Raw genomic sequence first — 12388 nt, 5'->3', positions numbered from 1 at the left:
CAAGTGCAGTTTCGATAGTTCCCGGGGTTTCAGAAATGGCAATTTTGATGAAGGTCCTTCATTTATCTACTGTTAAAAGCCGGGGCGGCGGTGAAAACCACATTGAAAATTTATGTCTTGAATTAGCTGAAATTTCTTCGGAAGTTAGTAATGTGATCTTGTGTAGAAAAGGCAGCCTTTTCGAAAAAAGCCTCAAAAAAGGCAATTTCAACTATTATTCTTCGGCTGTATCGGGCAGTTTTGACTTCAGGTATATTCAAAAGATAATCCAGTTGTCAAAAAATGAAAAAATCGACCTCATCCACATTCATGATCCCAAGGCGCTCTCTCTTGCCGTAGTTGCCGACCATTTTTTTGCCCTTCCTCCATTTATTTTCAGCAAAAAAACCAGTTTTCCAATCAGGCCGCGTCGCCAGACCCTCCTTAAGTACAATTACCCCAAAATAAAACACATTTTGTGTGTTTCAGAAGAAACAAAACGCGTGAGTTTAGAAACTTTGAAGGATCATGACAGGCTGGAAGTAATTTATCACGGCACAAGCCTCAAAAATAAGGATCAAATATGCCCTTTTTGGATACGCAGGGAATATACACTTCCGGAAACTGCCAAAATTATTGGCAACATTGGGAATCATATCGCTGCCAAAGACCTGAAAACTTTTATTCGCACCGCCGATTTTCTCGTAAATAAAAAAAAACAGAAACACCTGTATTTTCTCCAGGTGGGCAATTTCAGCGAGCTCACCCCTGCCCTTAAGGCGCTTGTGCAGGAATGTAATCTCCAAAACCACCTCTTCTTTACCGGCTTTATTCCAGATGCTTCAGCTTTAATCCCGCAATTTGACATTATGCTTATCTCTTCGGAAAGCGAAGGGGTTCCGCAGGTGATCTACGAATCTTTTTACTATGAAGTGCCTGTGGTGAGCACCAGGGTGGGTGGAATTCCCGAAGTTATTAATGATAAAATCAACGGCCTGTTGAGCGCTGCTTATGACTTTAAAGGCCTGGGCGAAAACCTGCTGTTTTTACTTGAAAATCCGCAGTTAATCCCGAACTTTGCAAAAATTTCCAGGGAAAGATTATTTAAATCCTTCACCAGTCAGATCATGGCTGTGAAAACCCTGGAAGCTTATAAAAACGCACTAAATGGGAGATTACACTGAAGAACTCAACAATGCTTTTAACGTTTTGAAAAGAGGCGGACTAATTCTATACCCTACCGATACGGTGTGGGGAATTGGTTGTGACGCCACCAACCCCGAGGCTATAGACAAGATCTACGCCCTGAAAAAACGCAGTGAGGAAAAGGCATTGATTTGTTTGGTTTCTGATTTTAAAATGCTCAACCAGTTTGTTGAAGAAGTACCCGAAGTGGCATACGACATCCTGAAGTACGCTGCCAAGCCCACAACCATTATCTACGACAAACCCATAAGGGTTGCCGAAAATCTGGTAGGTGAAGACAACACCCTGGGAATACGGGTGACCAAAGATAAATTTTGCCAGCAACTGGTAAGAAAACTGAAGCGCCCGCTGGTATCGACCTCGGCAAACCTTAGCGGCCAGCCTACCCCTGATTGTTTTAAAGAAATTAACCAGGAGATTATAGACGGCGTTGATTATGTGGTGAATTTACAGCAGGCAATTAAAACCCCCAAACCCTCGGCTATTATTAAGCTTGGGAACGACGGGAAAGTACAGGTGATTAGAAAGTAAGATTTTGAAAAGTTTAGACCTAACAGGCTTTAAAAACATTTAGGTCTTTTGAGACTCTTTGCCTTAATCTTTTGGTGAAGTTGAAAAAAGAATAAAAAAGTGAACAATTATAAACAGGCCTTAACCAATAACATTTTTAAAGTAATCTCTCTTGCTGCCAAAGAACTGGAGCTTGAAAGTTACGTTATAGGTGGCTTTGTAAGGGATTACATCCTGCAACGCGGGGAGCACAAGGATATTGATATAGTGGCTGTGGGCAGCGGAATTGAACTGGCGCAGAAAGTTTCTGAGCTGCTTCCGCACAAGCCTAAAGTACAAATCTTTAAAAACTACGGAACGGCCATGCTACGGGCTTATGACATGGAAGTGGAATTTGTAGGTGCCCGCAGGGAAAGCTATTCCGAAGAAAGCAGAAATCCGGAAGTTGAAAGCGGCAGCCTTGAAGATGACCAGAACCGTAGGGATTTTACCATAAATGCCCTGGCGCTTAGCCTGAATGAAGATACTTACGGAGACCTGCTCGATCCCTTTAATGGGCTCCAGGACCTAAGTGCGGGCCTTATTCGCACCCCGTTAGATCCCGATATTACTTATTCTGATGATCCTCTAAGGATGTTAAGGGCAGTGCGTTTCGCCTCTCAATTGCAGTTCAGGATTGAGAAGGAATCGCTGCAGGCAATTATTCGCAACAAGGGGCGGCTCAAGATCATTTCGAGGGAAAGGATTGTGGATGAACTTCACAAGATCCTGCTTTCCCCCAAACCTTCAGTAGGCCTGGCGCTTCTTCACAAAACCGGACTCTTAAGGCTCATCCTTCCGGAGCTCACTGCACTTGAGGGAATAGATGAAATTGAAGGGCAACGCCACAAGGACAATTTTTGGCATACCCTGGAAGTAGTCGATAATATTTCAGAAAACACAAATGACCTCTGGCTTCGCTGGGCTGCATTGCTGCACGACATTGGCAAAGCCCCCACCAAGAAATTTGATGAGAAACTGGGCTGGACCTTTCACGGCCATGAGTTTGTAGGTTCAAAAATGGTATTCAGGCTCTTTAAAAGGCTGCGCATGCCCCTGAACGAAAAGATGAAGTTTGTTCAGAAAATGGTCTACATGAGCTCCCGCCCTATTGTCTTGTCGCAAGATGTGACCGACTCGGCTGTACGCCGACTCATCTTTGATGCCGGTGAAGACATTGAAGCCCTGATGACGCTGTGCGAGGCCGATATTACCACCAAGAACCCGAGACGGTTCAGAAAATACCACAACAATTTTAAGCTTGTACGGCAAAAGATCAAAGAAGTTGAAGAACGAGACCATGTGCGCAACTTCCAGCCGCCGGTATCGGGCGAAGAGATCATGGAAACTTTTAATTTAAAGCCATCCCGAGAGATTGGGATCATAAAAGACGCCATTAAAGAAGCCATTTTAGAGGGGGAAATCCCCAATGATTATGAGGCTGCAAAAGCTTATATGCTTCAAAAAGGAAAGGAAATAGGTTTATCTCCAAATTAAGACATGCTTTACCTTCACATTTACCCCCATGAAAGACAATAAAAAAGTAGTTTACTGGCTGTACACCGGCTGTTTTTTAATCTTTGTAATGGTAGTGGTTGGGGGAATTACCCGCCTTACCAATTCCGGATTATCAATATCCGATTATAAACTAATTACCGGCACTATCCCGCCACTTACAGAAGAGCAATGGATAGAGGAATTTGAGTTCTACAAGCAGTTCCCCGAATACCAGAAACTGCATTACCACTTCACGCTCGAAGATTTTAAAGGAATTTACTTTTGGGAGTGGCTGCACAGGCTTATTGGCCGTTTAATAGGCCTGGTTTTCATCATTCCGTTCCTGTACTTTCTCATCACAAAACAACTTACCAAACCTACAATTTACAAATCTATAGTACTGCTCTTTCTTGGCGGCTTCCAGGGATTTTTGGGCTGGTACATGGTAAAGAGCGGGCTGGTAGACATGCCGGCCGTGAGCCATTACCGCCTGGCTGCCCATTTAACCACGGCATTCCTCACTTTTGCCTACTGTTTCTGGGTGGCTATGGACCTGGTCTATCCGAAGAAAAAAGAGATCAACAAAGGCTTCCGGAACCTGGTTTGGGCCGGAATGGCAGTGCTGCTTTTACAGATCATCTGGGGCGCGTTTGTAGCGGGGCTCGATGCAGGCTGGATCCACAATTTCTGGCCTAAAATGACTGGCGGCGAATGGGTGCACGAGACCGTATACATTGAGCAAAATCCGTTGTGGCGCAATTTCATTGAGGGAAAAAGTGGCGTTCAGTTTGTACACCGCTACCTCGCCTACGGGGTGGTAGCCATCATCTTGTTTATATGGTACAAATCAAGAAATTTACAGCTCACCATTCCGCAGCAAAAAGGTATTAACTGGCTGGTAGGGCTTGTGTTCCTGCAATTCCTGCTGGGGGTGTTAACGCTCATCTATGCCGTGCCTTTGTGGCTGGGCGTGGCGCACCAGGTGGGGGCGTTTTTCCTGCTCACCGCAATGACTTTTACGCTGCATAGATTTAGCCGCTAACTGTAATTTGTCATCTAAAAATGTATCTTTGCAATCCAATTTTTTGACTTATGCTGTATAGATTTAGAATTATCCTTGATGCCGAAGAAGATGTATTTAGGGACATAGAAATTATGGCCGACAATACGCTTGAAGATTTACACAATACCATTTTACAATCTTTCGGGTTTGACGGCACCGAGATGGCTTCTTTCTACATTAGTGACGATAATTGGAACCAGGGCGAGGAGATCTCCCAGTTTGATGTGACCGAAGGTACAGGTTCTGTAAGGGTCATGAACGAAACCACTCTTGATGATGTGGTTTCTGAAGACCAGACCAAGCTCATCTATGTCTACGACTTTCTGAGCATGTGGACTTTCCTTGTAGAATTGGCCGAAATTGCAGAACCCGATCCGCAAATGGATTACCCTAACCTGCTTTTTGTTCACGGACAACTCCCAATGAGCGCTCCCGAAAAAGATTTCCAGGCCGAAGATGATGACCTTGGACTGGATTATGATGACGATTTTGATGTAGACGACTACGACGATCTTTCGTTTGACGAAAACTGGAACTAGACCAGTATTTCCTGTTTCTCAGCTTTTTTTTATTCCGGTAACTTAACCGCATTTTTTCAATATGATCAATCTATATAACGCTCACATTGACTCCCTTTCTATTCACAGGGTTGGCAATAAAAGCCGAAATGAAAACATTTTTCTTTCTGCCCAGCCTTTTCACCTCAACGATGAGATCACGCCACTCATAAAAGAGTATTTCCTGAAGCCTTTTAGGGACAAGGAGGAGAATTACTTCCAGTTTGCAAATGATGTAGATGTAGAATTCAATCCCCTGTACGACATTGCCTGCAAGGTCTTTGATGCCCCGCAAAGCATTCATGAGCAGTCAAAAAAGATCACCACTTTGCTCTTTGAACAATCGGCACACCCGCATATTAAAAGTGGGGAGGTTTATGTTGTATTTTTCGACAACATGATGCTCGACAATGAAAAGACCACAGCCATCGGGATCTTTAAATCTGAATTAAAGCACGATTTCCTTCAGTTCCAGGAAAAAGAAAGCATTCTTGAAATGATCATCCAGCAGGGAATCAACCTGAACAAGCTGGATAAAGGGGCAATTATCTTCAATAAAAATCGCGAGGAAGGTTTCAAGATCCTTTCAGTAGATTCTAATAAATATGACACCAAGTACTGGCTCGAAAATTTTCTGGGAGTTGATGTGCTGGCCGATGAGAATTTTCACACAAAAAAATATTTGAAGTTCTGCCAGAATTTCGCCAAAGACGTGGTACTTCCTGCGGAAGACAAAAAGGAAGAAGTGATGTTCATGAACCGAAGCGTGGATTATTTTGCCAAAAATGATGAATTTGAAGAGACTGCCTTCCTGAATTCGGTGATAGACAACCCGGCTCTCGTACCAGAATTTCAGAATTACAAGACCGAGAAGGCACCAAAATACAAGATTGAAGACCTCACCAGTTTCCCAATCTCTAACACAGCCGTAACTGCCGCGAGAAAATCAATAAAGAACACCATTAATCTCGATACCAACATCCAGATTAAAATGGATTTCATCAACCCCGAATCTGCCGAAAAGTTTGTGGAAAAAGGCTGGGATGAAGAGCGACAAATGTATTATTACCTGGTCTACTTCAATAAGGAACAAAAAAGCTAAGGCTTTCGCCGGTTCAAAGTTCAAAATTTAAGATTCAAAATTAGGATCTTTACTGTTTATAAATCGAAGGAGCTTCAAAATGTCATTTTTGAAGCTCCTCTTTTTTATTATACATTATTCCTTAGTCCTTAGACCTTTAAACGAGTCTTTTCATGTTCACATTCTCGTAATTTCTCTTCACAAAGTCCAGGGCCGTCCTTAAGATCTGGCCCATGTTACGCGCTCTTTTGAACTTCATGTCATTAGAAAAATCATAAAGTTCTTTTCTCAGTTGCTTTACGTTGGCTTCGTTAGAGATTTGATCGTTGAGAATGCAGCGCATTAATTCTTTGTAACGCGATTGGGAGTTAATGATCCTCTTTGCCAGTAATGACCTCTCTTCCCTCCTGTACTGTTCTATCGAATTTTCCTGAAGCTTGTCTGCAACCAGCTGTACCATTTTAAAGTTCTCTTTAAAGAACTGCGGCCTGTAGACTTTCAGGTTTCCTTCAAAGCACTGCTGGTCAAAATCTATAGCCCTTATGGTATAATCTACATGATCAAAATCGTGGGTGGGAATGATCACATAGTTATATGATCGCATATCTCCCAAAAGCCTAACCGTACAACGTTCATTAAACTTTACAAACTGCTTGGCTATCTGGGTTTTCGCCCTGTCATCACAGGCAGGCAGTTCATCTTCAATAAAAACATCTCCGGGAATTCCGGCGATATGCTCTTCAATGAGCGTATCCCGATAGATGAGGAAGTTGATCCTGTGCGGGGAAAGCAAATGTTCAAATTCAAGCCCATAGATACGGGAAGCATCGGCTTTTTTGACGTAGAAATAGGTGAAACTGTCATTCAGGATATTTCTGACCTTAATTCTGAAAGGCTTTGAATTTCCGAAGGTACAGTAATCGATCGCATCAACATTGAGGAATTCCAGGGAATCGTCACTTCCATCGGAATGCAGGATGGTATAGACCTGTTTCAGGCTGTTGTCAATATCGTCCCGTTCATGATCGGGATAGTAGCAGCGGACCCAGAAAGTATCTTCTTCATGCTGATCATAAACCACGATAGAGCCCGAAAACCTTAGCAGATCATCATAAAATACCGGAATTTTTGTGTTGCGATTGTACTTTGCGAGATATTTATGGAACCGGTCGCTAACCGGAAAGCTTGGTTTCTTTTTTGACATTAATTTTTCCCGCATACCCTGAATTTCCTCAAAAATAAGACTTCTTTTTATTTCGCCGTGTAACAAAACGTTAACTTAGTCGTCGAATGTTAAAACGCTTTACTTTGAAGACAATCCTTCGCCTGAATAATCTCACTAAAAGATTTGGTCCCGTTACGGCGGTTAAAGACCTTTCATTCACCATTGAAAAGGGCAATGTTTATGGCATTTTAGGGCCTAATGGCAGCGGAAAATCCACCACCCTGGGGATCATTTTAAACGTGGTAAACAAATCTGCAGGTGACTTTCAGTGGTTTGATGGTTCGCAGAGTACGCATGAAGCTCTTAAAAAAGTAGGTGCCATTATTGAGCGTCCTAACTTTTATCCCTACATGACCGCGGCCCAAAACCTGGAACTGGTGTGCAAGATCAAAAATGTTTCAGCAAAAAATATCGATGAAAAGCTGGAAATGGTGGGCTTACTGGACAGAAGGAACAGTAAATTCCGCACATTTTCCCTGGGAATGAAACAAAGGCTGGCAATTGCTTCAGCTTTGCTCAACGACCCCGAGATCCTCATCCTCGATGAACCCACTAACGGACTAGACCCGCAGGGAATTCACCAGATAAGGGAGATCATCACCCGGATTGCTGCTACCGGAACCACCATTCTCCTGGCCTCCCACCTGCTGGACGAGGTTGAAAAAGTATGCACCCATGTGGTGATCATCCGCAAAGGGGAAAAACTTTACAGCGGCCCGGTAGACCAGATGAACGCCAGCTTCGGATTTTTTGAGCTGAAGGCGACCAATCAGGAAAAGTTACTGGCCCTGCTCAACTCCCACCCTGCTTTTGGCAAGGTGGTCCAAAAAGGGGAAATTATAACGGCATTTTTGGAAGAACCGCTGGAAGCTGAAGCCCTGAACACTTACCTCTTCGAGAACGGCCTTAGCCTCTCCCAGCTCGTAAAACGAAAAGAGAGCCTGGAAGAACAGTTCTTATTGTTAACCAACCAAATTTCTGCCTAATGCTACGTTTACTCAATATAGAATATCACAAACTCAGGTTTAGTAAATCTTCACGGGTTCTAATCACCACCTATTTTATCCTTATTACCTTCATTGCCCTGATTGCTTCCATAGAATTCAATTTCGGAAATGTGAATTTCAGGCTGGCCGATCAGGGGATCTTTAATTTTCCGTACATCTGGCATTTTAACAGCTACATCGCGGCGACTTTAAAGCTATTCCTGGCGATAGTGATCGTTTCTATGATGTCTAACGAATACAGCAACCGCACGATCAAACAAAACCTCATAGACGGCCTGAGCAAAAAGGAATTCGTGCTCTCCAAGTTCCTCACGGTGGTCTCTTTTGCCCTTTTATCAACCCTTTTCCTATTCGTGGTCTCGCTAATTCTGGGGCTTTCCTTTTCTGATTATACCGAAATTTCGATCATCTTTTCAGATATGGAGTACCTGCTGGCCTATTTCATTAAACTTACAGGATTTTTCGCCTTTTGTATGTTCCTTGGAATTCTGGTGAAAAGATCGGCTTTTGCACTGGGTTTCCTGTTCATCTGGTGGATCATGGAAAGCATTGTGAGAGGCGTGATGGAATATAAGATCTTCAGGGATTCCAACATTGCTGAAAACATTGCACAGTTCTTTCCTCTAGAATCTATGGCCCTGCTGGTAAGAGAACCTTTCTCCCGGCTCAACGCGGTACAATCGGCTGCCACGCAGCTGGGTTCAGAGATCACAAAAGATTATTCCATTCACTGGTACCAGCTTCTTATTGTGATCTTGTGGATTGTGATTTTCGTTTACCTTTCCTTTTTACTTCTGAAGAAAAGGGACCTTTAATTAACCTGATTTTAAACTTTTTAGAAACCGCCATTATTTGTTGGTAGCTCCAAATTGGCTATTTTTGCAGGTCAGCAAAAAAGCCTATGAAATTCAAAGTAAAGTCTGAGTTCAAACCTACCGGCGATCAGCCACAAGCAATAAAGCAACTGGTTGGCGGCATCAACAATAATGAAAGGTACCAGACCCTGCTTGGGGTCACGGGATCCGGAAAAACTTTTACGGTCGCCAACGTGATCCAAGAGGTACAAAAACCCACTCTGGTACTCGCCCACAATAAAACGCTTGCAGCCCAGCTGTATTCGGAATTCAAGCAATTTTTTCCCGACAATGCAGTGGAGTATTTTGTGAGCTACTACGATTATTACCAGCCCGAAGCTTTTATTCCATCCTCGGGAACTTATATTGAAAAAGATCTTTCAATTAACGAAGAGATTGAAAAATTGCGGCTCAGTACCACTTCTTCCCTGCTCTCGGGAAGAAGGGACGTGATTGTTGTGGCTTCGGTTTCCTGTCTCTACGGAATCGGGAATCCTGTGGAATTTAAAAAGAACGTGGTCTCTATAGAAAGGGATATGGTGATCTCACGGACAAAGCTGCTCCACAAACTGGTACAAAGTCTTTATTCAAGAACTGAAGCAGAGTTCACCCACGGAAACTTCCGCATTAAAGGTGACACTGTGGATATTTTCCCAAGTTATGCCGATAATGCTTTCAGAATTCACTTTTTTGGGGACGAAATTGAAGAAATAGAAGCTTTTGATCCCGCCACCAATGATGTGATTGAAAAATATGACCGGCTCAACATTTACCCGGCCAACATGTTTGTTACCTCGCCTGATGTCTTACAGGGCGCCATAAAAGAGATCCAGGATGATTTGGTGAAACAGGTGGGCTACTTTCAGGAAATTGGGAAACACCTTGAGGCAAAAAGGCTGGACGAGCGCACCAACTTTGACCTTGAGATGATCAGGGAACTTGGGTATTGCTCGGGTATTGAGAACTATTCCCGTTATCTTGACGGAAGACCCCCGGGAACGCGACCTTTCTGCCTGCTCGATTATTTTCCCGATGATTACCTTATGGTGGTTGATGAAAGCCACGTCACCATTCCGCAGGTGCATGCGATGTATGGTGGTGACCGCTCAAGAAAGGAAACCCTTGTAGATTACGGCTTCAGGCTTCCGGCAGCTATGGATAACCGCCCGTTAAAGTTTGAAGAGTTTGAAGTGCTCCAGAACCAGGTGATCTACGTAAGTGCCACCCCTGCCGATTATGAGCTTCAGAAGACAGAGGGAATGTATATTGAACAGGTGATTAGGCCCACCGGCTTACTGGATCCCGTAATTGAAGTCCGCCCCAGTCTTAACCAGATCGATGACCTTATTGAAGAGATGCAGCTAAGGATTGACAAGGATCAGCGGATTCTCGTTACCACCCTCACCAAGCGCATGGCCGAAGAACTCACCAAATATCTTACCCGTATCAATATTCGGTGCCGCTATATTCACAGTGACGTAGACACCCTGGAGCGGGTTGAAATTATGCAGGACCTCCGAAAAGGCCTTTTTGACGTACTGGTGGGAGTAAACCTTCTAAGGGAAGGGCTCGACCTACCGGAAGTTTCTCTTGTTGCCATTCTTGATGCCGATAAAGAAGGATTTTTGAGAAGTAATCGTTCCCTGACCCAGACCATTGGCCGCGCGGCACGTCACCTGGAAGGTAAGGCCATTATGTATGCCGATAAGATTACCGACAGCATGCAGAAAACCATAGACGAAACCAACTACAGGCGTGAGAAACAGCTGAAGTACAACGAAAAGAACAACATTACCCCCACGGCCCTTAAGAAGTCTTTCGAAAATATGCTGGTGCGTAAAAAACCTGAACCTTACACTTATGAAGTTGCCCCCGATCTCAAAGCAGCCGAAGAAGAAACTGAATACTTCAGCAAACCTCAGTTAGAAAAGCGCATCAGGGAAAAGAGAAAAGCTATGGAAGCTGCAGCCAAAGAGCTGGATTTCATGACGGCTGCCAAACTAAGGGATGAAATAAAAATGCTTCAGGAGAAAGTTAAAGAGGCCTCATAATTTTTTTTACATAACCTTGTAAACCAGTGAGATAATTATTTATATTTATTCCCAATAGTGTCTCCCCGATTTAAAATTTTAACTTGTGTACAAGCTTCTAATTTTGGGGTTCTTCCTGATGCTTTGCTGCGGACAAATAAATGCCCAGGTAGGGATCAACACTTATGAGCCTAAAGCTCAGCTGGACATCTACACCGAAAATCCGAATTCCCCTGAACCTACCGACGGTATTCTTATCCCGCGGATCTCAAATTTCCCTGCGACCAATCCCGGCGCCGAGCAGCACGGGATGCTCGTATTTCTAAGCTCTCAAAAAGGGCAGTTTTCACCCGGTTTTTACTGGTGGGATTCGGTTACCGGCAGCTGGCAGGCTGTGGGAGGCAAGGCTACTTCAGATTTTTACAAAACAGGGACCACCTCCCCCTCCACCAGCCCCGATGAAGCCGTATTTAGAAAAGGTAATGTGAGCATTGGCGGGTCTTCCGCCAATGTGAAGCTAAAAGTGATGATAGACAATATCGAAGATCACAACATTCGCACACCCCTGGAAGTAGAAAATGCCAGCGCTACCACAAAGAACGTGACTTATGGCATTTTAAGCAGTAACAACACAGCCACACAGGATAAGAAATACGGGATAAAAAACTCGGTGAGTGGCGCCGGAATAGGAATTCATTACGGGATTTTTAACGAGGTGAACCAAAACACCAATGAAGATATCTACGGAATTTACAACGACGTGGGGAAGACTTTTGGATCTACAAAAAACCATTACGGCATCTATAATGAAATTGGCACCGAACAGGGCAACGGCTTTGTCTACGGCATTTACAGCACTGCCTTTGGCAATGATCCAAAAAAGGTCTTTGCAGGCTACTTTGCCGGAAGGCTGGGCATAGGCACTGCCGGAAACGATTACGTTCTGCCCGATACGCGCGGGGCAGCAGACCAGGTGCTTACCACAGACGCCAACGGACTGGTCACCTGGAAATACCCCAACTCGGGGACTTATGCTTCAACCGCCTCGGGCACCGGAGCATTTCCCATCCCTCCCGAAGCCTATTCTTTACGCATCAACAACCAGGTGAGCAGTGTTTTAATTCCCGATGCCGCCACTAATAAAGGCAGGCTTATTTACCTGCTCAACTGGCCGGGGAATACAAGAAAAACTTTGGATTTTACAGGGACCAATGATTTATTTGATATTACTACAAACAGCTCGGTGAACAGCATTGAGCCCGGCCAGAAGTACCTCATTCAAAGTGCCGGCAACAGATGGATCCTGCTTGATAAGTAAAAAGCGCCCCCTCAGGGCGCTT

11 protein-coding genes are annotated in these 12388 nt (G+C 44.1%); 10 read left to right on the top strand and 1 reads right to left on the bottom strand.

Translation table 11 applies throughout. The features are described from left to right. Window positions 1-47 precede the first annotated feature (47 nt). The 6 genes from JRG66_RS12835 to JRG66_RS12810 all read left to right on the top strand — a co-directional run bounded on the left by JRG66_RS12835 (window position 48) and on the right by JRG66_RS12810 (window position 5953). Window positions 48-1163 carry a glycosyltransferase gene (locus JRG66_RS12835; RefSeq protein WP_265163167.1) on the top strand — a complete coding sequence of 372 codons (1116 nt, stop codon included), beginning with the start codon at window positions 48-50 and terminating at the stop codon, window positions 1161-1163. Continuing rightward, window positions 1147-1716, top strand: coding sequence for an L-threonylcarbamoyladenylate synthase (locus JRG66_RS12830; protein ID WP_265163166.1), 570 nt, complete (start codon window positions 1147-1149; stop codon window positions 1714-1716). Before JRG66_RS12835 ends, JRG66_RS12830 begins: the two co-directional genes overlap by 17 nt. Before the next feature lie 99 nt (window positions 1717-1815). Further along, the gene (locus JRG66_RS12825; RefSeq protein WP_265163165.1) at window positions 1816-3231 is read left to right on the top strand and encodes a CCA tRNA nucleotidyltransferase; all 1416 of its coding nucleotides are present in this window, start codon (window positions 1816-1818) and stop codon (window positions 3229-3231) included. Between the two features lie 28 nt (window positions 3232-3259). Further along, the gene (locus tag JRG66_RS12820) at window positions 3260-4273 is read left to right on the top strand and encodes a COX15/CtaA family protein (protein WP_265163164.1); all 1014 of its coding nucleotides are present in this window, start codon (window positions 3260-3262) and stop codon (window positions 4271-4273) included. Between the two features lie 50 nt (window positions 4274-4323). Further along, the gene (locus JRG66_RS12815; protein ID WP_265163163.1) at window positions 4324-4833 is read left to right on the top strand and encodes an IS1096 element passenger TnpR family protein; all 510 of its coding nucleotides are present in this window, start codon (window positions 4324-4326) and stop codon (window positions 4831-4833) included. A 61-nt stretch (window positions 4834-4894) separates the two neighbouring features. Further along, window positions 4895-5953, top strand: a complete 1059-nt coding sequence (locus JRG66_RS12810; protein ID WP_265163162.1) for a nucleoid-associated protein — start codon at window positions 4895-4897, stop codon at window positions 5951-5953. A 136-nt stretch (window positions 5954-6089) separates the two neighbouring features. Here JRG66_RS12810 and JRG66_RS12805 read toward each other — a convergent pair whose 3' ends face one another. Continuing rightward, on the bottom strand, window positions 6090-7151 hold the full coding sequence (locus tag JRG66_RS12805; RefSeq protein WP_265163161.1) for a hypothetical protein: 1062 nt from the start codon (window positions 7149-7151) through the stop codon (window positions 6090-6092). Between the two features lie 89 nt (window positions 7152-7240). On the opposite strand from JRG66_RS12805, the gene JRG66_RS12800 reads away from it, so the two are divergent. The 4 genes from JRG66_RS12800 (at window position 7241) to JRG66_RS12785 (ending at window position 12366) form a co-directional block, all read left to right on the top strand. Beyond that, on the top strand, window positions 7241-8143 hold the full coding sequence (locus JRG66_RS12800; protein WP_265163160.1) for an ABC transporter ATP-binding protein: 903 nt from the start codon (window positions 7241-7243) through the stop codon (window positions 8141-8143). Continuing rightward, window positions 8143-8979 carry an ABC transporter permease gene (locus JRG66_RS12795; protein ID WP_265163159.1) on the top strand — a complete coding sequence of 279 codons (837 nt, stop codon included), beginning with the start codon at window positions 8143-8145 and terminating at the stop codon, window positions 8977-8979. The genes JRG66_RS12800 and JRG66_RS12795 overlap by 1 nt, the downstream gene beginning before the upstream one ends. An 86-nt stretch (window positions 8980-9065) precedes the next feature. Continuing rightward, on the top strand, window positions 9066-11069 hold the full coding sequence (gene uvrB / locus JRG66_RS12790) for an excinuclease ABC subunit UvrB (protein ID WP_265163158.1): 2004 nt from the start codon (window positions 9066-9068) through the stop codon (window positions 11067-11069). 85 nt (window positions 11070-11154) lie between these two features. Then, window positions 11155-12366, top strand: coding sequence for a phage tail-like protein (locus JRG66_RS12785; protein WP_265163157.1), 1212 nt, complete (start codon window positions 11155-11157; stop codon window positions 12364-12366). Window positions 12367-12388 lie beyond the last annotated feature (22 nt).

Origin of the sequence: Salinimicrobium tongyeongense (genome assembly GCF_026109735.1) — a bacterium.
Classification (GTDB): domain Bacteria; phylum Bacteroidota; class Bacteroidia; order Flavobacteriales; family Flavobacteriaceae; genus Salinimicrobium; species Salinimicrobium tongyeongense.
The sequence above is the reverse complement of the archived record's forward strand: the minus strand, read 5'-3'. Positions and strand labels throughout refer to the sequence as shown.